This window comes from Microbacterium sp. CIAB417, assembly GCF_022788845.1.
Genome location: NZ_JAHZUT010000010.1, coordinates 109,973 through 133,230 on the forward strand (window position 1 = coordinate 109,973; position 23,258 = coordinate 133,230).

A 23,258-nucleotide genomic window follows, 5' to 3' on the forward strand; every position below is an offset into this window, starting at 1 on the left:
GCTGACGCCGGCGCGTGACCCGCGGGGATCCGCGCTCGCGCGCCCGCATCCCCTGTTCGAGGGACCCGATGGGCGGCTCCGCGGCCCGAAACACGACGTTTCGGGTCCCTTGAACACTCGCCGGTGCCGATTCCCCTGTTCGAGGGACCCGGGATGCGGCTCCGCGGGCCGAAACAGCACGAGTCGCGTCCCTCGAATACCCTCCGGCGCCGATCCCCCCTGTTCGAGGGACCCGACGTGCGGCTCCGCCGCCCGAAACACGACGTTTCGGGTCCCTTGAACACGCTCGGCGCACGGGTCGGGCCGGGGGTGCAGTGTTTCGGCCGGCCGACACGGTTTGTGGCACAGCGGGCCCGGTGCGATCCTGGGTCCGTGACCACCGACGCCCTGACCGAGCCGGATGCGGCGAGCCCCGCCGACGCGGAGGCGTACATCGGCGTCTCGCTCGGGCGTCGCATCCGTGCCGCCCGCACGGCCAAGAAGCTGTCGATGCGGGCGCTGGCGGGTGCGGCGGAGATCAGTCAGCCCTTCCTGAGTCAGATCGAGGGCGGCCGCACGATGCCGTCCATCCTCACGCTCTTCAAGCTCGCGAAGGTGCTCGACATCTCACCGTCGGAGTTGCTGCCGGCGAACGAGGAGCCGGAGCCGATCCACGTCGTCCGCCACGGGGAGGGCGAGCTCGTTCCCGTCTCCGAGAGCGACGACGGCGCCGTCAGCCGGATCATCTCCTCGGCCGCCACGCGCGGCGCGACCGTGCAGGAGTACCGCATCGCGCGCGCCCCGTACGTGGGCGAGTGGTTCGAGTCCGACGGCGAGAACACGATCTACCTCGTCGCGGGGTCGCTGACGGTCGAGCTGGAGGACCGCGGGTCGTGGACGCTCACTGCGGGCGACGCCCTCTCGCACCCCGGAGCGCTGCGCAACCGCTGGCGCATCGACGGCGCCGACCCGGCCGTGCTGCTGCTCGTGCACGTCGCCGGGCGCTGACCGCCGAACACTGAGCGCTGAACGTCGAACGCCGACCGCTGAACGCCGAGCGTTGAACGCTGGGCACTCAGCGCTGAACACTGGGCACTGGGCGGTGACCGCTGAGCGCTGAGCGCTGAGCGGCAGCGCTCAGCCCCCGCGGCGCCCGCGCCCCGCCCTGCACATCCCGTTACCGCCCGCGCCCACCCCCACTCGTTCGCCTGTCACAGATCGACGCGGCGGCGTCGATCTGTGACAGGCGAGCTGACGGACGGAGAGCCGGAGACGAGATCCCCCGCGCCCCGCAAGAGGTAACGCGCGCGAAACGCGATTGGTATGTGTAATCAACGATAGGTATCTACGATCGGCAGCGTGCCTCCCACCGCGCGCCTCTTTCTGCCCGAACTCGTCGTCACGATGGACGACGAACGCCGCGTCCTCACGGATGCGGGCGTGCTCGTCACCGGCGACACGATCACCGACGTCGCGCCCCGCGCGGAGCTGATCGCGGCCCACCCCGACGCCGAGCGCATCGAGTTACCCGACCGCCTGCTCATGCCGGGACTGATCAACGCCCACCACCACTCCGGGATGCTGCGCGGCACCGCCGAGCACCTGCCCGTCTGGGAGTGGCTGCGGCTGCACATCGACCCCATGCACCGCGTGCTCCGCCCCGACGAGGCCGAGGCCGCCGCGTGGCTCTGCTACGCCGAGGGGCTCCTGTCGGGCACCACGACCGTGGTGGACATGTGGCGCTACATGGACGGCGCGGCGCGCGCCGCATCCGCCCTCGGCAACCGCGTCGTCACCGTCAACTACGTCGGCGAGCATCCCGACTTCGACTACTTCGACACCCTCGACGACAACGAGCGGATGCTCAGCGAATGGACAGGAGCGGCCAACGGGCGCATCATGCCGTGGGTCGGACTCGAGCACCCGTTCTACGCGGATGCGGCGGGCCAGCGCCGGGCGATCGCACTGGCGAACGCCTACGGCACCGGCCTCTACACGCACTGCAGCGAGTCCGAGATCGAACTCGCCGACTTCGCCGCCCGCCACGGCGCGCGCCCCATGTTCGCCCTCGAGCAGCTCGGCTTCTTCGACGTGCCGCGCGCGATGATCGCCCACGCGGTGTGGCTGGATCAGGCGGAGGTCGATCTGATCGCCGCTCGCGGCGTGGGCGTCTCGCACAACCCCGTCTCGAACATGAAGCTCGCCAGCGGCATGGCGCCCGTCGCCGAGATGCTCGCGGCAGGCGTCGATGTCGGTCTCGGCACTGACGGCGAGAAGGAGAACAACAATCTCGACATGTTCGAGGAGATGAAGGTCGCCTCCCTGCTCGGCAAGCTGCGCACGATGGATGCGGCCGCGATGGACTCGTGGCAGGTGCTGGGAATGGCGACCCGCGGCGGCGCAGCGGCGATCGGCCGCGGCGACGAGCTCGGTGCGCTGACGCCGGGCCGGAAGGCCGACTTCGTGGCCGTCCGCACCGACACGCCGCGTATGACCCCATTCATGCCCGACGGCGCATATCCCAACATCCACCACAACCTCGTGCACGCCGTGCGCGGCTCCGACGTCGACATGACGGTCGTCGACGGCGAGATCGTCGTGCAGGGCGGCCGCCTCGTGAACGCCGACCTCGGCGAGCTCATCGACCGGGTGCGCGCGCTCGTGCCCGACCTCTTCGCCCGTCGCGCCGACTGGATCGCCGCGCAGGGCGAGCTCGACGGACTGTTCCACTGAAAGGCCACGCCATGACCATCGCGCTCGATCACGGGCCGCTCCGCGAGCGGGTCGCCCGCTTCCTCGCCGATGACCCCGGACGCCTGCTCATCGGCGGACGCTGGGTCGCCGCATCCGACACGTTCGCCTCGCTCGACCCGGCGACGGGCGAGACTCTGGCGCACGTCGCCCGCGCCTCGGCCGGCGACGTCGATGCCGCCGTCCGCGCGGCGAGCGCCGCACTCGAGAGCGCGGCGTGGGCACGGATGCGGCCGGCCGACCGCTCGAAGCTGCTGTGGCGCATCGCCGACGTCATGGAGGAGCACCTCGACGACCTCGCCGAGCTCGAGACGCTCGACCAGGGCAAGAGCCTCGGCACGGCGCGCTTCGGCGAGGTCCCGGCCGCGATCTCGCAGTTCCGCTACTACGCGGGCTGGCCCACGAAGATCACGGGCGAGACGATTCCGACCTCGCTCACCCGCACACCTGAGGGCAAGGACGTGTTCGCCTACACGCGGCGGGAGCCCGTGGGCGTGGTCGCGGCGATCGTGCCGTGGAACTCTCCGCTCATCATGACGGCGATGAAACTCGCCCCCGCTCTGGCCGCAGGCTGCGCGATCGTGCTCAAGCCCGCCGAGAACACCTCGCTCAGCGCCCTCTACCTCGGGCGCCTGCTGCAGGAGGCGGGGCTGCCCGACGGCGTCGTCAACATCGTCACCGGCTACGGGCACGAGACGGGGCAGGCGCTCGTCGAGCACCGCGGCGTCGCGAAGATCGCCTTCACCGGCTCCACCGCGGTCGGCAAGAAGCTGGTGGCCACCGCATCCGACCGACTCGCCCGGCTCACGCTCGAGCTCGGCGGCAAATCGCCCTCGATCATCCTGCCGGATGCAGATCTGTCCGCCGCCGTCGCCGGCGTCTCGCGCGGCATCTTCGACAACGGCGGCCAGGTGTGCGTCGCGAGCGCACGGATCTACGCGCACCGCGCCGTGTACGACGAGGTCGTGGCCGGCATGGCAGCGGCGGGAGACGCCCTGCGACTCGGCCACGGCCTCGCGGCCGGCACCGATCTCGGGCCGCTCGTGAGCGAGACGCAGGCCCGACGCGTCGCCGCCTACGTCGAGGAGGGCGCAGCCGACGGGGTCACCGTCGTCACCGGCGGCGAGCGCACCGGACCCGCCGGCACCTTCTTCACGCCGACCGTCCTGACCGACGTCGCACCGCACGCCCGTCTTATGCGCGAGGAGATCTTCGGCCCGGTGGCCGTGGTCACTCCCTTCGACGACGTCGACGAGGTCGTCGGCTGGGCCAACGACAGCGACTACGGCCTCGCCGCGAGCGTGTGGACCGAGGGCCTGAGCGCCGCGCACCGCGTGGCGGCGCGCCTTCAGGCCGGCACCGTGTGGGTCAACTGCCATTCCTTCCTCGGACCGGAGCTGCCCAAGGGCGGCCACAAGGAGTCAGGGTGGGGCTACGAGAACGGGTCACAGGGCCTGGAGAACTACCTGGAGACGAAGTCTGTGGTGATGGTCGTATGAACGGGCGGATCGCGCTCGGGGTCTTCGAGATGATGAACCCCTCCAACGGCATGCCCACGTGGACGCACCCCGACGGGCGCGGCGACGACTGGGATCGGCTCGACTACTGGGTCGACCTCGCGCGCGAGCTGGATGCGGCGGGCTTCGACTTCCTGTTCTTCGCCGACACCTACGGCTACGCCACCCTCGGCGGACGCATGCCCGAGGAGGTCGCCGCCCACGGCATCCAGTTCCCCGCGCTCGACCCGATGCTGGCGATCGCGACACTCGCCCGCGAGACCGAGCGGATCGGGTTCGTCGTGACCTCGCCGACGACGGTCGAGAAGCCCTACGGCACCGCGCGGCGCTTCGCGACGCTCGACAGGTTCACGGGCGGGCGCATCGGCTGGAACGTCGTGACCGGCAGTTCGCAGGCCACGACGGACGAGCTGTTCGGGGTGACCGAGACGCTCGGCCACGACCAGCGCTACGACGCGGCCGACGAGTTCCTCGACACCTGCCTGCGGCTCTGGGAGCACAGCTGGGAGGACGACGCCGAGGTGCGCGACCGCGACCGGGGCGTCTACGCCGACCCGGCGAAGCTGCACCGCATCGACGTCGAGGGCACGTATCAGCGCGCCGCCGGCATCTTCGCGGTGCCGCCGACGCCGCAGCGCACTCCCGTCCTGTTCCAAGCGGGGACCTCCGACCGGGGCCGCGCCTACGCCGCCCGCAACGCCGAGGCCGTGTTCATCCAGGGGCAGACGATCGCCGCCGCCAAGGCCCACGTGGACGACATACGCGCGCAGGCCCTGCGGCACGGGCGCGCCGCATCCGACATCAAGGTGATCTCGGGCATGACCGTGACCGTGGCTGCCACCGAGGCCGAGGCGCGCGCCCTCCGCGACGAGTACGAGAGCGTGCTGCAGCGCGCGGATGCGGCCGTCATGTTCGCCGGGATCACGGGACTCGATCTCACCGGCATCGACCCCGACACCAAGGTCGTGGACCTGCGCACCGAACTCGGGCAGACCCTCATCCAGCGCTACGCGCGGCAGAACGCCGAGATGCGGGTGGGCGAGATCCTCGACCAGTTCCGCACGAAGGCGATCCGCGGGTTCCAGATCACCGGCTCACCCGAGCAGGTGGCCGACGAGATCGAGGCGATCGTCGACGGTTCGGGGCTCGACGGCCTCATGCTCGAGCCCACGTTCGGCGGGCCCGGCGCCTACCGCGCGTTCATCGAGCTCGTCCTGCCCGTGCTGGCCGAACGGGGCCGCGTCAGCCCGCCCGCCGGCGCCACGTTGCGCGAGCACTTCGGCGGCGGCCCCCGCCTCGCCGCCACCCACCGCGCGCATCATCTCGCGGCGCGCGAGACCGCATCCCTTCCGTCCTGATCCCACCCGCACGAAGGAGAGACCACATGAGAGCCGACGCCGTCGAGGCGGTGATCCGCGGGCTCAAACGAGCCGGCGTTTCCGTCGCCACGTACCTGCCCGACTCGCTCCTGAAGGAGCTCTACCCGGCGCTCGACGCCGATCCCGACATCCGCACCATCCCGGTGACCAACGAGGGCGAAGGCGCGGCGATCGCCGGCGGCGTCTTCCTCTCGGGCAAGCGCGCCGTGCTGGTGATGGAGAACTCCGGTCTGCGCGCCGCGACCGAGCACCTCGCCCGCATGGGGCTCGGCGCCGGCATCCCGGTCGTCATGATCATGAGCTATCGCGGCGAGATGGGCGAGAACAACTGGTGGGCGATCCCGCACGGGATCACCATGGAGCCGCTGCTGCAGGCCCTGCGCACCCCGTACACGATCGTGCGCGACGTCGACCAGCTCGAGACGGCGATCGTCCGCGCCTACGACACCGCCTACGCGTCGTACTACCACGCCGCCATCGTCCTCGGAGGGGATCTGGTCCGATGAGCTACTCCCGATTCGAAGCCATGAAGCTGCTCGCCGCACGTCTTTCGGACGAGCTCGTCATCCTCTCCCTCGGCGGCGCGGTCGACGAGTGGTACAACGCCGCTCCGCACATGCGCGAGGCGAGCCTGTTCCAGCAGCAGCTGGGCTGCGTGACGCCGGAGGCGTTCGGCCTCGCCGTGGGCCTGCCCCACCGCCGCATCGTCTCGCTCGACACCGACGGCGGCCTGCTGTTCAACCTCGGCATCCTCGCGACGCTCGGCAACGAGCGCCCGGAGAACCTCTTCATCGTCGTGTGGGACAACGAGCAGTACCAGTCCATCGGGGGACCTGCGACCCACACCGCGAAGGGCCGTGTCGACCTCGCCGCGATCGCCCGCAGCGCCGGAGTCGAGAAGGCGTTCACCGCCGAGACGCTCGAAGAGTTCGACGCGCACTGCGCGGCGGGGCTCGCCGCATCCGAGCCGTACATCGTCGTCGCCAAGACCGACGGCATCCTCGAGCCCGGGATCAAGCGCAAGCACTCCGACGGCCGCGAGGACAAGTACATCTTCGTGCGCCACGTCGAGGCCACGGAGGGCATCAGCATCATGGGTCCGAGCGAGCACAACTGATGGTCGCGTCTCGGATCGTGCCGGTCGCTCCACGAGCGTCGCGAGACGACACCCTCGTGCCCGGGAGCGCGTGATGCCCCTGGTGCGCACCCCCGCCGCCGGCTACGACGAGATCGTGGTCGGCGGCGGGGCGGCCGGATGCGTGCTGGCGGCGCGCTTGTCCGAGGACCCCACGGTCCGCGTGCTCCTCATCGAAGCGGGGAGCGACCACCGCGGCGTGCGGGAGATCCTCGACGCCGCCCACTGGGACGCCCTCATCGGGGGCGAATACGACCACGGCTACCGGTCGACGCCCACCCCGCATGTGCTCGGCCGTTCGCTCGCCATGCCGCGCGGTAAGGTGCTCGGCGGGTCGTCCTCGACCAACGCGATGCTCTGGTTCCGCGGCAACCGGGCGGACTACGACGCGTGGGCGGATGCGGGCGCCGCCGGCTGGGGCTACGACGACCTGCTGCCGTACTTCCGCCGGTCCGAGACACGCGCGGACGGCGACCCGGCCTACCGCGGACGCTCCGGTCCCATGCGGGTCGGACCGCTCGCACACGTGCATCCGATCGCGCACGCGCTCATCTCCGCCTCCGCAGAACGCGGCCTTCCGGTGATCGACGACGCGAACGCCGCCTCCAACGAGGGCGCGACCTACCCTGACTACAACGCGATCGAGACCGATGACGGTTCGTTCGAGCGCTGGAGCACGGCGCGAGGGTACCTCGAGCCCGCGCTCGGCCGCGCGAACCTCGATGTGCTGGTCGACAGCCGCGTCCACGCGCTGCTCCTGGCCGGCGAGCGCGTCATCGGGGTGCGGCACACGGTGGGCGGGGTGGCGGTCGAGACCACCGCTGCGCGCATCGTGCTGGCGGCCGGCGCCCTCGACACCCCGCGGCTGCTGCAGCTGTCGGGGATCGGAGACGCCGCGCGGCTCGCCGCATCCGGCATCCGCGCGACGCACCATCTGCCCGGAGTCGGCGAGAACTTCCAGGACCACCCGCTGATCCTGGGCATGAACTTCCGCGCCCGGCACGACCTCGGCCCGGTCATCGGCAACGGGGGCGGCGCGATGCTCAACTGGCGGAGCTCCTTTGCTGAGGCGGGGCCTGACCTCCATACCGTCGTCGCGCACGGCTCGCGCGGCGACGAGGCGCTGCACGCCCGTCACGATCTGTCGGGAGAGCGCGTCTTCGCTCTGGTCCCCGGCCTGTACCGCTCTCGGAGCGTCGGCTGGGTGCGGGTGCGTTCGGCGGATCCGGATGCGGCCGCCGACATCCATCCGAACTACCTCGCCGATCCGACGGACCTCGCCGCGATGGTCGAGGCGGTCGACGCCGTGCAGGATCTCGTCGCCGCATCCGCCTACGCGGACCTTGCGGAGGGCCCGATCACGCCGGTCGCCGGGCTCGCGCACGCGGACAAGGTGCGGTTCGTGCGCGAGAACATCGGCACCTTCTTCCACTGCTCCGGCACCGCGCGCATCGGCACCGACGAGCTGGCGGTCGTCGACCCGGCGCTGCGGGTGAGGGGCCTCGAGGGGCTGTGGGTGGCGGATGCGTCGGTCATGCCCTCGATCCCGACGTGCAACACGCAGGCCCCCACCGTCGCGATCGCCGAGCGCGGCGCCGAGCTCGTCGCCGCCGGCCGCTGACCCGAGGTCGCTTCCCTCCCGCTCCGGCTCCGTCCCGCGCTCCGCCCGCTGGGGCCCGGCCCGTTCTCCGGCCCGGCCCGCCTCCGGCCCCGGCCCGGGCCCCGGCTCCCGCTCCGGATTGCTCGCCTGTCACAGATCGCGCCGCATCCGTCGATCTGTGACAGGCGAGCTCTGTTCGGGGGACCCGAAACGCGGCTCCCCGGGTCTCCGCACCACAACACGCGTCCCTCGAACACAGGCTGCCCCTGTTCAAGGGACCCGAAACGCGGCGAAACGACGGAAAAGGCGGCGAAACGCGTCCCTCGAACCGAATGGGCCCGCGGGTCAGACGTCGAGGAGGGCGTCGAGGGCGATGAAGGCGCCCTCGAACTCGCCGCGCAGGCGCGCCTTCGTGGCCGCGTCCGCGAACGAGATGTCGATGCCCGCGAGGGCGATCCGCTTCGCGGCGGCCGCATCGACGCCCAGCGCCATGAGCCCCTCGCGGTACTCCTTGCCGATGTCGGTGCGGAAGAACATCGCGTCGTCGGTCGACACGCTGACCGTGAGTCCCGCGTCGATCATCGCGCGCAAGCGGTGGCCCTCGTCCAGCGTCCAGCCCGAGCAGATCGTCGTCGACACGGGGGTCGTCGCGAACCCGATGCCGCGTCCCAAGGCCAACGCCACCACCGCCGGATCGTCGACGATGCGGTACCCGTGGTCCAGGCGGTCGCAGCCCAGCACCTCGATCGCCTCGCGCACCGCATCCGGTGTCGCCGTCGGGGTCTCCCCGACGTGCGCCGTCAGCTTCAGCCCGGCGGATGCGGCGAGCCGGTACGCCGCGGCGAAGCGGGTGGGGTCCTCGGTGTTCTCCGGCGTCAGATCGTCCTGGCCGATGCCCACGACCTCGGGGATGCCGTGCTCGATCACCTCGCGCACCATCGCGACCGCGGACTCGGGGCTGTCGCGCCGGTTGATCGCGGCGACGATGCGGAATCCGACGCCGAAGTCGGCTTCGGCACGGCGCAGGCCCGCGATGATCGGGTCCATCACGTCCCGGTAGCCGATCCCGCGGGCGGCGAAGTACTGCGGGTTCACGTAATACTCGCGGTAGCGGAGGTTGCCCTCGGCGACGGCCGCGCGCACGCCCTCCCAGGCGACCCGCTCGAAGTCGGCCGGCTCGCGCAGCACGTCGTGCGCGGCGCGGAAGGCGACGAGGAACTCGGGCAGGTCGGCGAAGTCGAAGAGCGTCTCCGGGTCGTCGCCCCAGAGCTCCACGCCGTAGCGCGCGGCCAGCTCGATGAAGGTCGTCGCCGTCATCGTCGAGGCGAAGTGGCAGTGCAGCTCCGTCTTGGGCAGCAGCTGCAGGTAGTCGGCGTACGAGATCACGGTGTTCCTCCCGGCGTGCGGGGCCTGAGCACGCCCACGCTCTTGACGACGAGAAGCCGGTACGGCTCCCCGTCCAACGACCACCAGCGGTGCACCACGCCCCCGGGGAAGTGCACGGAGTCGCCGGCCGTCAGATCGTGCGCCTCGCCGTCGAGTTCGATCCGGATGCCGCCGGCCACCACGTAGAGGAACTCCTCCTCCTCGTGGGTGAAGCTCTCGCCGGGCACGAGCGCGTCCGCGGCCACCTCCATCGGATGGAACGCGCGCGCGTCGTGCGCGAGCATCCGTGCTGTGCCGGAGGCGAACCCCTCGGGCACGGCACCGGAGCCGGCGCGCTGGATCTCGATCGCGGATGCGGCCTCGCGCGGCTCGTCGGCGGCCGCGATCAGCTCGATCGGACTCGTCTCCAGCGCCACCGCGATGCGCCGCAGCGACGCCAGGCTCGGCTGGGCGAGCCCGCGCTCCAGTTGGCTCAGGAACGGATGCGACAGCTCGGTGGCCGCCGCCAGGCGCACGAGTGTGAGCCCGCGTGCCTGCCGCAGCTCACGGATGCGGGCGCCGAGGCGCTGGCCGGCCGCATCCTCGTCCGCGGCGATCGTGGCGACAGGGTCGGTCATGGTCCGAGGTTATGCGGCGGGCATCGCGACGCCGTGGCGCGCCGCGTAGTCGGCGACGGCCGCGAGGTAGGCGGCGCGGCGGGCGGGCGTCAGCCAGGAGGCCTCGAACGAGTTGATGGCGAACTGCACCAGGTCGGTCTCGGTCAGCTTCGCGTGCTCGGCGAGGGCGACGTAGGTGTCGCCGACGTAGGCACCGAAGTAGGCGGGGTCGTCGGAGTTCAGCGTGACCTTGGCACCCTGACGGAGCAGTCCCACGATCTCGTCCGCCTTCATCTGCTCGGTCACGAAGGAGTTCGAGACCGGGCACGTCGTGAACCCGAGCCCGCGCTCGATGGCGAGGGCGACGAGAGCCGGGTCCTCGACGATGTTGGTGCCGTGGTCGATGCGGTCGACCTGGATCTCATCGAGCACGGTGCGGATGTTGTCGATCGAGCCGGGCTGGTCGATGTCGCAGTGCATCGTGAGAAGGAAGCCCTCGGCGCGGGCCCGGGCGAAGACCTCGGCGAACTTCTCGGGCGGGTTTCCGCGTTCGTCGGAGTCCAGTCCGATCCCGAGGATCCACTGCTTGTAGGGCAGCGCCTGCATGAGGGTCGCGAAGGCGAACTCGGCGGAGTAGTCGCGCAGGAAGCACATGATGAGCTCGGCGGAGATGCCGAGCTCGCGCTCCGCGCGCACCACGGCACGGCGGTACCCGCCGATCACGTCGGCGAAGGGCACTCCGCGGCCGGTGTGAGCCTGCGGGTCGAAGAACATCTCGACGTGCACGACGCCCTGCGCCGCAGCCTTCTGGAGGTAGGCCCAGGCGAGGTCGTGGAAGTCGTCGGCCGTGACCAGGACGCGCATCGCCGGGTAGTACACCGCGAGGAAGCTGGTGAGGTCGGTGAAGTCGTAGGTGGCCTTGACCTCGTCGACGGTCTTCTCGGCGAGCTCGATGCCGTTGCGCTCGGCGAGCGCGAACTTGAGGTCGGGTTCGAGAGTGCCCTCGAGGTGCAGGTGGAGCTCTGCCTTGGGCAGGCCGTGCGCGAACGCGGTGAGATCGGTCATACCGAAGATCTTCCTGGAGTCGGCGGATGCGGCGCGAGTCGCCGCGAGGGTCAGACGCCCTTCTGCGAGTGCATGCCCATGCGTGCGAGGACGACGTCCTCCACGATCTGGATCACGTTGTACAGAATGAGCGAGACGGCGGTGACCAGCACGACCGAGGTCCACAGGGCGCTGAACTGCGCCTGTGGGATGTAGCCGGCGATCGATCCGCCGATGCCGCCGCCGACGGCGAGCCACTCGGCGAGCAGTGCGCCGGTGATGGCACCGGGAACGGAGATGCGCACGGCCGCGAAGAACGCCGGCAGTGAGGACGGCATAGCGACCTTGCGCAGTTTCGCCCACGCCCCGCCGCCGTACACCTCGACGAGGTCGTTCATCTGCGCGGAGGCGGACTTGAGGCCGAAGGAGATGTTCACGAGCGCGGGGAAGAGCACGACGATGCCGCCGATGACGGCGACGGTCGCGATGTCGCGGCCGAAGATCATGATGATCACCGGGGCCATGGCGATCAGCGGCACCGAGCGCAGCAGCATCGCGACGGGCATGAGGGCGTGCTCGGCCCCCTTGTTCAGCTGGAAGAGCGAGGCGCCGAGGATGGCGATCACGAGACCGGAGACGAAGCCGATGACGGAGTGGCCGAGGGTCACGGCGAGGTTGCCGAACATGAGTTCGCGGTTGGCCTCGGCGGCCGGCACCGTGAACAGGTAGTTCCAGACATCCACCGGGCCCTTGGCGATGAGCGGCGAGATGTTGAAGACGGCGAGCACGCCGACCCACAGGGCGAGCACGCCCACGAGCGTGCCGACGAAGGTCACCATGCCCCATCCGAACGCCTTCAGTGCGCCGGAGGCGGCCTGCTTGCGCACCGTGGCATTCAGGTCGACGTTCGCAGCGGAGCCGGGTCCCGCGACCGGAGGCTGAGCGGTCATCATGGTCGTCACTTCTGGGCTCCCTTCGACCAGGGCGCGATGAGTCGGGCGATGAAGCCCACCAGTACGTAGCCGGCGAGCGCGACCGCGCCCGAGGCGAGGGCCAGGGCCCAGACGAGCGGCGCGTTGGAGTTCTGCTGGGCGAGGATCATCGCGAGCCCGACGCCGGCCTCGATCTTTCCGAAGAACTCCCCGAGCACGGCGCCGAGGAAGGCCGCGGGCACGGCGATCTGCAGCGCGTTGAGGATGGCGGGAAGCGCTGCGATCAGGCGCACCTTGCGCAGCTGCGTGAGCTTGCTGCCGCCGTAGACCGTGACAAGGTCGAGGCTGGACTTGTCGGCGGACTTGAGGCCGAGCAGAGCGCCCACGACGGTCGTGAAGAAGACCGAGAGTGCGGCGAGGAAGACCGCGGTACCGCTGGGAGCGCCGCGCGGCGGTGCGCCGAAGAGCACGACCGCGAGCATGCCGATCGCGACGATCGGTACGCAATAGGTAAGGATCGCGATCTGCATCGCGACGCCCTCCAGGCGCGGGACGAGCAGCACGAGGAACGCGAGAGCCAGCGCCAGGCCGTTGCCCCAGAGGTAGCCGATGCCGCTTTCGACGAGCGTCACCGAGAAGTTGCGCCAGTAGTATTCCCAGCCGGTGTCGATGTAGCTGGCAATGACCTCCAGCGGGCTCGGGATGACATGCGCCCCCGAGGGCGCGATGAAGATCGCGGAGATGATCCACCAGGCGGCGATGAGTCCCACGCCGCCGATCACTCCGGTCACCCACGCGGGAAGCCGGATGTCCTCCCACTGGATGGTGCGCGTCTTGGCCGTGTCAGTGGTCATCAGCGGCAGCGCCTCCGGCGCCGAAGAGCAGTTCGGATGCCTGGTCCACGTAGGAGTGGAACTCGGGGCTGCGCATCATCTCGGGCATGCGCGGGCGGGGAAGGTCGATGGTCATGACCTCCTTGATGCGGCCGGGTCGCGGGCTCATGACAGCGACCTGGTCGGAGAGGAAGATCGCCTCGGAGATGCCGTGCGTCACGAGCAGGGTCGTGGCGGGCTTCTCGGTCCAGATCCGCAGCAGTTCGAGGTTGAGCTTCTGGCGGGTCATGTCGTCCAGGGCGCCGAACGGCTCGTCGAACAGCAACACCTCGGGTCGCATGATGAGCGAGCGCGCGATCGACACGCGCTGGCGCATCCCGCCCGACAGCTGCGCCGGCTTGGCCTTCTCGAATCCGCGCAGACCCACGAGGGCGATCATCTCGTCGATGTAGGCCTTGTCGGGGCTCTTGCCCGCGATCTCGAACGGCAGTCGGATGTTGGCGTAGACACTGCGCCAGGGCAGAAGCGCCGAGTCCTGGAAGGCAATGCCGAGCTTGTTCTCGCGACGCATCTCCTTCGGGCTCTTGCCGTCCACGCGGGTGGTGCCGCTCGTGGGCTGCTCGAGGCCTGCGAGGATGCGCAGGATGGTCGACTTGCCGCATCCCGACGGTCCGAGCAGCGACAGGAACGTGCCCTGGTCGGTGTGGAGGTTCGCATCCTGCAGGGCGACCACCGACTTCCGGCCGGTGGTGAAGACCTTGTTCAGGCCGGTGATCTGAAGGCCGGTGCCGAGCGCGGCGTCGGTCACGCCGGTCTCGACGACTGTGTGGGTCACGTCGATGGCTGCTTTCGGTCAGGGTCGGTGCTCGCACCGACCGGGGAGGGGGTGAGGGCGCCCGCGGCGGGGCGCCCTCACGGTGTCAACCTGCGTACTTCACCAGGTCGGGGTTCTCGCTGTAGAGCTCCTCGAGCAGCGAGGTGTCGAACAGCTGGTCGGCGGTGACGTCGATGCCGGCCTCACCGAGGCTCTTGACGGTGGCGTCCTTGAGCTCGTCCGAAATCGAGAAGAGACCGTTGGTCTCGGTCTCGTCGGAGACGACGAGGTCGCTGAGCTGGGCGACGGCTCCGGCCTCGGAGTTCGTCGGGTCGAGGTTGAGGTCCTTGCCGTAGTCGTCGTACGCGAGCTTCGCGCAGCCGGCAGGGTCGGCGACGGCGTCCGCCCAGCCCTGGATCTCGGCCTTCAGGAACGCCTTGACGGTGTCCGGGTGGTTCTCGATCATGTCCTCGGTCGTGACCAGCGTCTCGGCCGGGAACGGCAGACCGTTGTCCGCGAACGGCAGGTTGACGGTGTCGTGACCCTCGTTCTGGACGATGATCGCCTCGTTGGTCAGGTAGGCGATGAAGCCGTCGACCTCACCGTTGATGAGGGGCGCCGGGTCGTACTGCACGGGCACGATCGTCAGGTCGCTGGCGCTCATGCCGTTGGCGGCGAGGAACGCGTTGAACAGCGCGGTGTTGGAGTCCTGCACACCGATGCGCTTGCCTTTGAGGTCGGCGACCGTGGCGATGTTGCCGCCGTCCTTGAGCGAGAGAACCGTGAAGGGGTTCTTCTGGTACGTGGTGCCGATGATCTTCAGCGGCGCGCCCTCGCTCGCCACGACCGAACCGGTCGAGACGGCGTCGCTCATCGCGAAGTCGGCGGTGCCGGAGATGAGCTCAGAGGCGCCGGTGGAGGGACCGGGGACCAGTTCGACCGAGCTGAAGCCCGCGTCGGTGTAATAGCCCTTCGAGTCGGCGAAGAACTCGCCGCAGAACTCCTCGTTCTTGATCCAGCTGAGCTGAACCGTGATGTCGCCGGGGCCGGCGGCGTCACCTCCGGAGGAGGACGAGGATGCGGGGTCGCTGGATCCGGCACACGCGCTGAGCGCGAGGGCGGAGAGAGCGACGGCTGCGATGGACACGGCGACGCGCGTGCGGCGTGCGGTGAAGCGGGACATAAGCTGTCTCCCGGTTGTCGGGTGGTGCACTTCGGGTGGTTGGGATGCCGACGCCTCCCGTGCTCGGGTTCATCCCGGCGGCATCGGTCTGCGTGACGAGTTCGACGCTAAGCGATGTAGATTTCACGAACACTGGCGCTCGTGTTTCCGCACCGTTACACCTGACCTATCCACAGGTCCGCATCAAGCGGCTCATGCACGCACGCGTGGACCGATAGCCTGGCGGCCGTTCACCACAGCGAACACGTCCCCTTCAGCCTCCTCCGGCGGCACCGCCGTCCGAGCGCGCCCGAAAGCGAGTGCCCATGCGTATCTCCCGCCTCCTTACCGCCACCGCCGTCATGGGGGCCGCCCTGTTCCTGGGCGGCTGTTTCCAGATCAGCGACCTCGGGGGCGGACCCGAGGCCGTGCGCGACGCCGACACGGGCGAGATCACCGACGCCGGCAAGGCCGACGTCTTCACGCTCTCGGTCGGCGACTGCCTCAACAACCAGTCCGGCGAAGAGGTCACCGACGTCCCCGTCGTGCCCTGCAGCGAGCCGCACGACAACGAGGTCTACCACGAGTTCTCGCTGCCCGACGGCGAGTTCCCCGGCAAGGACGGCGTCTACTCCGCCGCCGAAGAGGGCTGCTACCCCGAGTTCACGACCTTCGCCGGCATCGCCTACGAAGAGTCCACGCTCGACTTCTCCTACTTCGTCCCGACCCAGCAGAGCTGGGACGGGGGCAACGACCGCCTGGTCTCCTGCATCATCTACGACACCGCGGGACAGGTCACCGGCACGCTGGCGGGCGCCGCGCGCTGATCGCTCGCACACGAAGGGGGCCGGGTCATCCCGGCCCCCTTCGGCGTTCACGGCATCACGCGGGGTGGCGCCCCAGGCGCTCGGCGACGCGCGGCAGGTCCTCATGCACGCGGATCGTCGCCTCCGGCGCCAGCGGGTTCGTCGAGACGCCGTCTTCGCTCACGAGGCGGCCTCCCACGTAGACCCGCTTGAGGTTGCGGGGGGTCATCGACAGCACGTAGCTGCGCACGGGATGCCAGAGCGGGCCGACGTCGGGCTTGCGAGGGTCGACCACGACGAAGTCGGCGAACTTGCCGACCTCGAGGCTGCCGACACGGTCGTCGACACCCAGGATCGCAGCTCCCCCCAGGGTGTGCAGGCGCAGCACCCGCTCGGGCATCATCGACAGCGGGTCCTTCGTGCGGGCGCGCTGCATGAAGATGCCGGCGCGCATGTTCTGCCACGGGTCGGAGACGTCGGTGCAGGCCTGGTCGTCGAGCCCCAGCCCGACCTTCATGCCCAGCGCCAGCATCTCGGGAACGAGAGCGACACCGGAGGCGAGGCGCCCGTTAGATGCGGGTTGCCACGACATCGAGGCGCCGCCGGCGGCGGTCTGCTCGATGATCTCGGGGGTGGTCTGGATGAAGTGGCCGAACATCATGCCGGGGCCGAGGGCTCCCGCATCCCGGTACATCGCGAACTTCGACTGCTGCAGGGGCACGGCCTCGGGGGACTCGAGGAAGTGGGCCTGGTTGGTCACGCCGAACCGCCGCATCGCCTCCACCTCGACCTCGGCCGCATCCGGACGCGGCGACCACTGCACCTGGCCCATGATCGACGCACCCAGCACGAACGCCGGGTCCATCGCGCGCGAGTGTGCGACCTCGGCGGCGAACCGGTCGAAGATCTCCTCATCGCTGCCGACGGTCGCATCCATGCCGATCGCGTCGACGAAGCGGATGCCGGCATCGAGGCAGCCGTCGGCCTGACGGGTGTGGTACTCGAGAGGGCGCATCGCGGCGTTGCCGACGCGCTTGCCGTCGACCATCGATTCCCAGGCCTGCAGCGGGTCGGTGAAGTTGTAGGCGGTGGTGACGCCGTTGCCGAGGAAGTCGAGGGCACCGTGCAGGGTCGACCAGTAGATGTCCTCCGGCGTCGCCGCGGAGGTCATGCCGAGCATCGAGTCGCACCATCCGTAGAGCGTCTCGCCCACGCCGAGACCACGCAGCCCGCTCGTGAACAGGTGCGAGTGGCTCGACACGAACCCCGGGGCGACGAAGGCGCCGTCGACGTCGAGGACCTCGTCGGCCGTGACCGCGGGAAGGCCCGACCCGAGCGCAGCGATCCGTCCCTCCTCGACGAGCATCCACCCGTCTTCGATGTAGCCGGCGTCCTCGGTGCCGGCGGGCACGGTGATGAGGCGGGCGTGCGTGATCAGCAGGCTCATGGGGCTCCTGTTCGGTTCGGGGCGGACGACACGGATGTTGGTGACGCTAACACTGCGATGTTTCGCGCGCGTGGCGCCGTCGCGATGCCCGAGTTGCGTCGCAGATGCGCAACTGCGCCACTATTGCGCACATGCGCCTGAGTATCCCTGTAGCGGATGCGGAAAAGTGTGGCGGTCCGGGCGACACGGACACACCGGCGGGCGGCACGGCCACACCACCGGGCGACACGCTGGGCCCGCGCGGCACCGCCCCGCATCCGGTGTGGATGCGGGGCGGCGGCGTGGGATGACTCAGCCCGCGTACGCGATGAGGTCGGGGTTCTCCTTGTAGACCTCGTCGAGCAGGCTCATGTCGAACAGGTCGGACGCCTCCAGCGTGATGCCGGCGCCCGCGAGGCTGGCGATCGTCTGCTTCTGCAGGGCCTCGGAGATGGTGAAGAGGCCGTTCTCGGCCGTCTCGTCCGTGGTGATGAGCGCGTTGGTGGCCAGCAGGCCCGCGATCGTCTTGGCGGGATCGAGGTCGAGGTCCTTGCCATACACGTCCTTCGCGAGGCGCGCGCCCTCGTCGGGGTCGGCGAGAGCATCGGTCCACCCGCGGATCTCGGCGACGAGGAAGGCCTTGAGCATGTCGCGCCGGTTCTTCAGGGTGTCGTCGGTGACCGAGAACGTCTCCGCGACGAACGGCAGGCCGTTCTCGGCGAGCGGCAGGTTGGCCGTCTTGAATCCGGCCATCTCGACCGTGATGGCCTCGTTCGTGAGGTAAGCCGTGAAGCCGTCGACCTCACCGTTGGTCAGCGGCGCCGGGTCGTACTGCACGGGGACGATCTCGACCTGGGAGGGGTCGATGTCGTTCGCCGCCAGCAGCGCCGAGAAGAGCGCCCGGTTGGAATCCTGCACGCCGATGCGCTTGCCGATCATGTCGGCGGGCTTCAGGATGTTGCCCCCGTCGGCCAGCGACAGGATGGTGAAGGGGTTCTTCTGCAGCGTGGCACCGATGATCTTGATGGGCGCACCCTCGGTGGCCACCGCAGTGCCGGCCGAGACGGCGTCGTTGATCGCGATGTCGGTCGTGCCGCTGAGCAGCTCCGCGACGCCGGTCGAGGGGCCGGGGATCAGCTGCACCTTTCCGAGGCCTGCTTCCTCGTAGTAGCCCTTCGCGTCGGCGAAGTACTCGCCGGCGAACTCCTCGTTGAGGATCCAGCTGAGCTGAAGGGTGATGTCGCCGAGACCGGCTGTATCGGATGATCCGGATGCGGCCGGATCCCCCGACCCGCCGGCGCAGGCGGTGAGTGCGGCGGCCGAGACGACGAGGCCCGCGAGGGCGACTCCCAGGCGGGATCGGTGACTGCGTGACATGGGTGCTCCTGGTGGTGGATGGGGTGGGTCAGGGGGTCGTCATGAGCGGCGCGGCGAGGTCGGCGACCATGCGATCGGCGCGCTGGCGCAGGTCGCGTTTGCCGTCCGCGTCGAGCCAGCTCGCCTCGATCGCGTTCTCGGTGAAGGAGGCGAGGGTCTCGAGGCCGTACCCGAGCGCGTGAGCGAGGGCACGGTAGTCGTTGGTGGGATCGGTACCGAACATCGGCGGATCGTCGGAGTCGATCGTCACGAGCAGCCCCGCATCCACCATCTGCTTGATGCGGATGTGGCTGCCGTCGCCGCTGCCGGAGTAGCGGCCGATGTCGCTCGAGACGGGCGTGCAGGTGAAGGGGATGCGCTCCTCGACGCAGCGGCGCGTGATGTCGGGGTCGTCGACGACGTGATAGCCGTGATCGACGCGACTGCACCCGAGCAGGTCGAGGATGGTCTCGATGTTGTGCGGCGGCCCCGATTCGGAGTGCGCGGTGCGCTGCAGGCCGGCCTCGCCGGCGAGCCGGAAGGCCTTCCAGAACTTCTCCGGCGGTCCGATCATCTCGGAGTAGTCGAGCCCGATCCCGATGACTTCGTCGTAGGGGTTGGCGATCATCGTCTCGACCAGCTCGGTAGCGGCACGCGGGGTGTCGTTGCGGTTGAGGCCGACGATGAGGTTGCTGCGGATCCCCGTGTCGGCCTCGGCGTCGCGCATCCCGGCGCGGACGCCGTCGATGATCGTGCGGTACTCGACGCCGGGGTGGCCGGGAGGGCTGAGGAAGATCTCGCGGTAGAGCACGTTGTGCGCCGCACCTCCCGCCGTCAGCGACTCGTAGGTGACGCGATGGAAGTCGTCGACGTCGCGGATGACGGAGCCCGCCACATCCAGTACACGCAGGAACTCGTCGAGGTCCTCATAGCTGGCGTGGTCGAACAGGTTCTCCGCGGTGCGTCCGCCGTCGAGCACGACGCCGTGCTTGGCCGCCAGGTCGACGAGGGTTGCCGCCTGCACCGAGCCGATGAGGTGGCAGTGCAGGCTGACCTTGGGCAGGCCCCGCACGATCCGCTCGATCTCGGCCGTCGTACTCATGGGCTCCCCGTGCTTCTAGACTGAGGGAGACGCCCTCGGCGATAACTGACAGCATTCATATTCGATGGATGCGATGACGAGAGCATTCGGCGAACGTTTCCGGAGCGTAAATTTGAGCGATCCCTCTCTCGAGGCCGATCTCGGCTCGGTCGTCGGTGCCGAGATCCGGCGGCTCCGGGATGCGGCCGGCCTCTCGACCCGCGAACTGGCCGCCGCAGCGGGGATGAGCCAGCCGTTTCTGAGCCAGATCGAGCGCGGTGCGAGCGCCCCCTCGATGGCGTCGGTCTACCGCCTCGCCCGCGCGCTCGGAGTGCGCCCCGGCGATCTGCTGCCGGCCGTGGGCGCCGACGAGGTCGATGTCGTCCGCGCCGGGGAGGGACGCCGCATCCCCGTCGCGGAGCGAGACGACGCGGCGCTCGGGCGTGCGCTGCTGTTGCGTGAGAGCTCGGCGCTCGAGGTCGTCGAGTACGCCTTCGGTCCCGACGAGTACATCGCCGAGTGGTTCGAGTCACCCGGCGAGAGCGGCCTGTACCTGGTCTCAGGGCACCTCGAGGTGGACGTGCTCGGCGCCGGTACATACGCACTTGGTCCGGGCGACTTCATCCGCTTCCCCGCGGGCGCCCGCGACCGCTGGCGTCTCGTCGGCGAGGAACGTGTCGTCGCCCTCTTCGTCACGAGCGTCCCGCGGCCACGCTGATCGCCCGGCGCGGCGGCCGGGATCTCGCGCCCGAGTTGCGACGCATGTGCGCAGATGCCACACGAATGCGCACCTGCGCCAGTCAAACACTGTCGCGGATGCGGAAAGGTGTAGCGGATGCGGGCAGGTCCCGGATGCGGGTGCCGCAGCCACGCCCGACGCCGCGAACCCAGGCCTCCAGGGCCCCCGGGGCCCCAGCCCCCGCCGTCAGCGCACGCGGACGTCGGCGGCGAGCGCCAGCACGGACTCGGCGAGGGCACGGATGCCGAGTGCCACGTCCGGGGCCGAGACGGACTCCCCCGGATGGTGGCTGATGCCGTCGGGGTTGCGCAGGAACAGCATTCCCACGTCGGTGATCGCACCGATCGACATCGCGTCATGGCCGGCGCGGCTGAAGATCACGGCCGGGTCGGCGGCGCCCGGCGCGTCGGCGGCGCCGATGCCCTCGCGCACGACGTCCTGCAGGAGCGGCGCACACATGACGGCGGCGGCGCTGTGCACTTCGCGTGAGCTCCAGCGGAGCCCCCGGCGGCCCATGATCGCGTCGAGTTCACGGGAGAGCTCGTCCCACACGTGGTCGCGGGTCTCGTCGAACTCGCCGCGCAGGTCGAGCGAGAAGCGCGCCTCGCCGGGCACGACGTTCACCGCACCCGGATAGGCCTCGAGCTGGCCGACGGTGCCGATGATGTGGTGCTCGTCGCGGCAGATGCGCTCGACGGCGAGCGCCGCCTCGCTCGCGCCCAGCAGGGCGTCGCGGCGCATGTCGTACGGCGTGCCGCCGGCGTGGCGGGCCTCCCCTTCGACGACGAGCTGGAAGCGACGCGCGGAGGCGATCGAGGAGACCACCGCGAGCGGCTCACCGCGCCGGTCGAGCTCCGGTCCCTGCTCGATGTGCGCTTCGAGGTACCCGATCAGCTCGTCGGGTCGTCGGGCGGCCTCGCCGATGCGCGCCGGGTCGAGCCCGAACTCGAGGAACGCCTGTCGCAGGCTCGTGCCGTCGGCATCCGTCAGCGCCCACCAGTCCTCGTCCCACAGTCCCGCCACCGCCGACGAACCGAGCAGGGCCTTGCCGAAGCGCGTGCCCTCCTCGTCCGAGAACGCGACCACCTCGAGGGCGAACGGAAGCGCGACGCCGAAACGCCCGTCACCGACCGGCGTCCGCAGGAGCCGGGCGATCTCGAGTCCCATGAGCACGCCCACGATCCCGTCGAACCGCCCCGCATCCAGCACGGTGTCCAGGTGCGAGCCGATGATCAGCGCGGGCGCGTCGGGGTCGAGCGTGTCGCCGACGATACGGTCGAACCGGCCGATCTGGTTGCCCGCCGCATCCTGGCGCGTGCGCATGCCGAGCTCGCGCATCCACTCGGCCGCGAGGCGATTGACCCGTGCGTGCTCGGGCGAGAGGTAGACCCGCTCGATACGGCCCGGGGTCGCCGTGACGCGCGCGAGCTCGTCGCATCGCGCCATCACTCGCCGGGCGGCGGCCGCGATGCGATCGGGCGACACCTCCAACATCATGCGCGCCCCGCGAAGACGTCGGATGCGGCCTCGACCCCACCGCCGGCGGGAACGGCGACGCCGTGGCGGCGCAGCACCGCCTCGATGGCGGCCAAGGTCGTGAGCACCGTGTCCTTGCGGGCGTTGTAGCCCATCGTGCCGATGCGCCACACCTTGCCGTGCAGCGGGCCGAAGGATGTGCCGATCTCGATGCCGAAGTCCTCCAGCATCGCGGTACGGGCGGCATCTCCGGGCACGCCTTCGGGGATGTACACGGCCACGACGTTGCTCATCTTGTGCGCCACATCGCCGAAGACGGCGAGACCGAGCGCCTCGACGCCGGCGAACATCGCGCGGCCGGCGAGCTCGTGCCGGGCGATGACCGCATCCCGGCCCTCGATGAGCAGCAGACGCGCACACTCGCGGGCGCCGTAGAGCATGCTCGTCGCCTCCGTGTGGTGGTTGAGCCGGCGCGGACCCCAGTAGTCGAGGATCATGCCGAGGTCGAAGTAGTTGGAGCGCACGAAGTCCGGGGCGTCTTCGTCGCCCGCCTCGCGGATGCCGGCCTCGATCCGCTTGCGCGAGCGGATGACCTCGACGGCGCGCTCGCTCAGCGTGATCGGAGCGGAGCCGCTCGGGCCGCCCAGGCACTTCTGCAGGCCGGCGGTCGCCGCATCCAGTCCCCAGGCGTCGGCCTCGAACGCGTTGCCGCCCAGGGACGCGGTGGCGTCCGAGTAGAAGAGCACGCCGTGCCTCCGGCAGATCGCGCCGATCTCCTCCAGCGGCTGCAGCATCGTGGTCGACGTGTCGCCCTGCACGAGGGCGAGAAGCGTCGGCTTCACCCGGACGATGGCCTCCTCGATCGCCGCGGGGGTGAACACCTGCCCCCACTCGGTCTCGATCGTGTGCACCTCGGCGAGCGCGCGTTCCGCGATCTCGGCGAGCAGGTGCCCGAAGCGTCCGAACACGGGCACGAGCACCGGGTCCCCGGGACGGATGAGGCTGACGATCGCGGCCTCGATGCCGGCGCGCGAGGTGCCATCGACGAGCAGGGTCGCCTCGTTCTCAGTGGCCCACACCTGGCGGTACAGCTCCTGCGTCTCGTTCATCGTGTGCGTCATGAACGGGTCGTACTGGCCCACCAGCGGCGCCGACATGGCGCGCAGCACGGACGGGTAGGCGGAAATGGGACCCGGCCCCATGAGCAGGCGGGCGGGCGGGTCGATCGGGAGGGTGTCGGTCATGA

General features: G+C 70.0%; 21 protein-coding genes. 9 read left to right on the plus strand and 12 right to left on the minus strand.

The genetic code is table 11. The features are described 5' to 3' along the window. Window positions 1-372 precede the first annotated feature (372 nt). From KYX17_RS32145 to KYX17_RS27965, 7 genes are all read left to right on the plus strand, one after another. On the plus strand, window positions 373-987 hold the full coding sequence (locus KYX17_RS32145; protein WP_243232202.1) for a helix-turn-helix transcriptional regulator: 615 nt from the start codon (window positions 373-375) through the stop codon (window positions 985-987). A gap of 351 nt (window positions 988-1,338) precedes the next feature. Beyond that, complete coding sequence (locus KYX17_RS27940) at window positions 1,339-2,712, plus strand: amidohydrolase family protein (RefSeq protein ID WP_243232205.1); 1,374 nt, start codon at window positions 1,339-1,341, stop codon at window positions 2,710-2,712. Window positions 2,713-2,723: 11 nt separating this feature from the next. Further along, window positions 2,724-4,229 (plus strand): aldehyde dehydrogenase, encoded by a 1,506-nt coding sequence (locus KYX17_RS27945; protein ID WP_243232207.1) that lies wholly within the window; start codon window positions 2,724-2,726, stop codon window positions 4,227-4,229. Next, window positions 4,226-5,605 (plus strand): NtaA/DmoA family FMN-dependent monooxygenase, encoded by a 1,380-nt coding sequence (locus tag KYX17_RS27950; protein WP_243232218.1) that lies wholly within the window; start codon window positions 4,226-4,228, stop codon window positions 5,603-5,605. The genes KYX17_RS27945 and KYX17_RS27950 overlap by 4 nt, the downstream gene beginning before the upstream one ends. A gap of 26 nt (window positions 5,606-5,631) precedes the next feature. Continuing rightward, entirely contained in the window at window positions 5,632-6,132 is a 501-nt protein-coding gene (locus KYX17_RS27955) for a thiamine pyrophosphate-binding protein (RefSeq protein WP_243232221.1), read from the plus strand. Further along, a complete protein-coding gene (locus KYX17_RS27960; RefSeq protein ID WP_243232222.1) occupies window positions 6,129-6,743 on the plus strand; it encodes a thiamine pyrophosphate-dependent enzyme in 615 nt (204 codons plus the stop codon). Before KYX17_RS27955 ends, KYX17_RS27960 begins: the two co-directional genes overlap by 4 nt. A gap of 73 nt (window positions 6,744-6,816) precedes the next feature. Continuing rightward, window positions 6,817-8,382 carry a GMC family oxidoreductase gene (locus KYX17_RS27965; protein ID WP_243232224.1) on the plus strand — a complete coding sequence of 522 codons (1,566 nt, stop codon included), beginning with the start codon at window positions 6,817-6,819 and terminating at the stop codon, window positions 8,380-8,382. Between the two features lie 324 nt (window positions 8,383-8,706). Here the strand turns inward: KYX17_RS27965 and add (KYX17_RS27970) are convergent, their stop codons facing one another. The 7 genes from add (KYX17_RS27970) to KYX17_RS28000 form a co-directional block, all read right to left on the minus strand. Further along, the gene (gene add, locus KYX17_RS27970; RefSeq protein WP_243232225.1) at window positions 8,707-9,747 is read right to left on the minus strand and encodes an adenosine deaminase; all 1,041 of its coding nucleotides are present in this window, start codon (window positions 9,745-9,747) and stop codon (window positions 8,707-8,709) included. Continuing rightward, window positions 9,744-10,364 (minus strand): helix-turn-helix domain-containing protein, encoded by a 621-nt coding sequence (locus tag KYX17_RS27975; RefSeq protein ID WP_243232226.1) that lies wholly within the window; start codon window positions 10,362-10,364, stop codon window positions 9,744-9,746. Before KYX17_RS27975 ends, add (KYX17_RS27970) begins: the two co-directional genes overlap by 4 nt. A gap of 9 nt (window positions 10,365-10,373) precedes the next feature. After that, complete coding sequence (add, locus tag KYX17_RS27980; protein WP_243232227.1) at window positions 10,374-11,408, minus strand: adenosine deaminase; 1,035 nt, start codon at window positions 11,406-11,408, stop codon at window positions 10,374-10,376. 50 nt (window positions 11,409-11,458) lie between these two features. Next, window positions 11,459-12,340: an ABC transporter permease gene (locus KYX17_RS27985; protein ID WP_243232303.1), complete on the minus strand. Its 882-nt coding sequence runs from the start codon at window positions 12,338-12,340 to the stop codon at window positions 11,459-11,461. Window positions 12,341-12,345: 5 nt separating this feature from the next. Beyond that, on the minus strand, window positions 12,346-13,173 hold the full coding sequence (locus KYX17_RS27990) for an ABC transporter permease (protein ID WP_243232228.1): 828 nt from the start codon (window positions 13,171-13,173) through the stop codon (window positions 12,346-12,348). After that, entirely contained in the window at window positions 13,163-13,987 is an 825-nt protein-coding gene (locus tag KYX17_RS27995; RefSeq protein ID WP_243232229.1) for an ABC transporter ATP-binding protein, read from the minus strand. The genes KYX17_RS27990 and KYX17_RS27995 overlap by 11 nt, the downstream gene beginning before the upstream one ends. A gap of 85 nt (window positions 13,988-14,072) precedes the next feature. Continuing rightward, window positions 14,073-15,149, minus strand: coding sequence for an ABC transporter substrate-binding protein (locus tag KYX17_RS28000; RefSeq protein WP_243232239.1), 1,077 nt, complete (start codon window positions 15,147-15,149; stop codon window positions 14,073-14,075). A gap of 305 nt (window positions 15,150-15,454) precedes the next feature. On the opposite strand from KYX17_RS28000, the gene KYX17_RS28005 reads away from it, so the two are divergent. Then, a complete protein-coding gene (locus KYX17_RS28005; protein WP_243232240.1) occupies window positions 15,455-15,955 on the plus strand; it encodes a septum formation family protein in 501 nt (166 codons plus the stop codon). 55 nt (window positions 15,956-16,010) lie between these two features. Here the strand turns inward: KYX17_RS28005 and KYX17_RS28010 are convergent, their stop codons facing one another. From KYX17_RS28010 to add (KYX17_RS28020), 3 genes are all read right to left on the minus strand, one after another. Further along, entirely contained in the window at window positions 16,011-17,381 is a 1,371-nt protein-coding gene (locus tag KYX17_RS28010; RefSeq protein ID WP_243232251.1) for an amidohydrolase family protein, read from the minus strand. A 291-nt stretch (window positions 17,382-17,672) separates the two neighbouring features. After that, on the minus strand, window positions 17,673-18,737 hold the full coding sequence (locus KYX17_RS28015; protein ID WP_243232254.1) for an ABC transporter substrate-binding protein: 1,065 nt from the start codon (window positions 18,735-18,737) through the stop codon (window positions 17,673-17,675). Between the two features lie 28 nt (window positions 18,738-18,765). Continuing rightward, window positions 18,766-19,818 (minus strand): adenosine deaminase, encoded by a 1,053-nt coding sequence (gene add, locus KYX17_RS28020; protein WP_243232261.1) that lies wholly within the window; start codon window positions 19,816-19,818, stop codon window positions 18,766-18,768. Window positions 19,819-19,930: 112 nt separating this feature from the next. Between add (KYX17_RS28020) and KYX17_RS28025 the strand changes: the two genes are divergently transcribed. Then, window positions 19,931-20,515 carry a helix-turn-helix domain-containing protein gene (locus KYX17_RS28025; protein WP_243232263.1) on the plus strand — a complete coding sequence of 195 codons (585 nt, stop codon included), beginning with the start codon at window positions 19,931-19,933 and terminating at the stop codon, window positions 20,513-20,515. A 207-nt stretch (window positions 20,516-20,722) separates the two neighbouring features. Here KYX17_RS28025 and KYX17_RS28030 read toward each other — a convergent pair whose 3' ends face one another. Beyond that, window positions 20,723-22,030, minus strand: a complete 1,308-nt coding sequence (locus tag KYX17_RS28030) for an allantoate amidohydrolase (protein ID WP_243232304.1) — start codon at window positions 22,028-22,030, stop codon at window positions 20,723-20,725. Next, window positions 22,030-23,256 carry an alanine--glyoxylate aminotransferase family protein gene (locus KYX17_RS28035; RefSeq protein ID WP_243232266.1) on the minus strand — a complete coding sequence of 409 codons (1,227 nt, stop codon included), beginning with the start codon at window positions 23,254-23,256 and terminating at the stop codon, window positions 22,030-22,032. Before KYX17_RS28035 ends, KYX17_RS28030 begins: the two co-directional genes overlap by 1 nt. Window positions 23,257-23,258: the final 2 nt, after the last annotated feature.

Coding starts and splice junctions, on each gene's coding strand:
- KYX17_RS28010 (WP_243232251.1), bottom strand. CDS start 17,381: ATGAGCCTGCTGATCACGCACGCCCGCCTCATCACCGTGCCCGCCGGC.
- KYX17_RS27985 (WP_243232303.1), bottom strand. CDS start 12,340: ATGATGACCGCTCAGCCTCCGGTCGCGGGACCCGGCTCCGCTGCGAAC.
- KYX17_RS27955 (WP_243232221.1), top strand. CDS start 5,632: ATGAGAGCCGACGCCGTCGAGGCGGTGATCCGCGGGCTCAAACGAGCC.
- KYX17_RS27950 (WP_243232218.1), top strand. CDS start 4,226: ATGAACGGGCGGATCGCGCTCGGGGTCTTCGAGATGATGAACCCCTCC.
- KYX17_RS27990 (WP_243232228.1), bottom strand. CDS start 13,173: ATGACCACTGACACGGCCAAGACGCGCACCATCCAGTGGGAGGACATC.
- KYX17_RS27960 (WP_243232222.1), top strand. CDS start 6,129: ATGAGCTACTCCCGATTCGAAGCCATGAAGCTGCTCGCCGCACGTCTT.
- KYX17_RS28035 (WP_243232266.1), bottom strand. CDS start 23,256: ATGACCGACACCCTCCCGATCGACCCGCCCGCCCGCCTGCTCATGGGG.
- add (WP_243232261.1), bottom strand. CDS start 19,818: ATGAGTACGACGGCCGAGATCGAGCGGATCGTGCGGGGCCTGCCCAAG.
- KYX17_RS27965 (WP_243232224.1), top strand. CDS start 6,817: ATGCCCCTGGTGCGCACCCCCGCCGCCGGCTACGACGAGATCGTGGTC.
- KYX17_RS28030 (WP_243232304.1), bottom strand. CDS start 22,030: ATGTTGGAGGTGTCGCCCGATCGCATCGCGGCCGCCGCCCGGCGAGTG.
- KYX17_RS28015 (WP_243232254.1), bottom strand. CDS start 18,737: ATGTCACGCAGTCACCGATCCCGCCTGGGAGTCGCCCTCGCGGGCCTC.
- add (WP_243232227.1), bottom strand. CDS start 11,408: ATGACCGATCTCACCGCGTTCGCGCACGGCCTGCCCAAGGCAGAGCTC.
- KYX17_RS27975 (WP_243232226.1), bottom strand. CDS start 10,364: ATGACCGACCCTGTCGCCACGATCGCCGCGGACGAGGATGCGGCCGGC.
- KYX17_RS27945 (WP_243232207.1), top strand. CDS start 2,724: ATGACCATCGCGCTCGATCACGGGCCGCTCCGCGAGCGGGTCGCCCGC.
- KYX17_RS28000 (WP_243232239.1), bottom strand. CDS start 15,149: ATGTCCCGCTTCACCGCACGCCGCACGCGCGTCGCCGTGTCCATCGCA.
- KYX17_RS28005 (WP_243232240.1), top strand. CDS start 15,455: ATGCGTATCTCCCGCCTCCTTACCGCCACCGCCGTCATGGGGGCCGCC.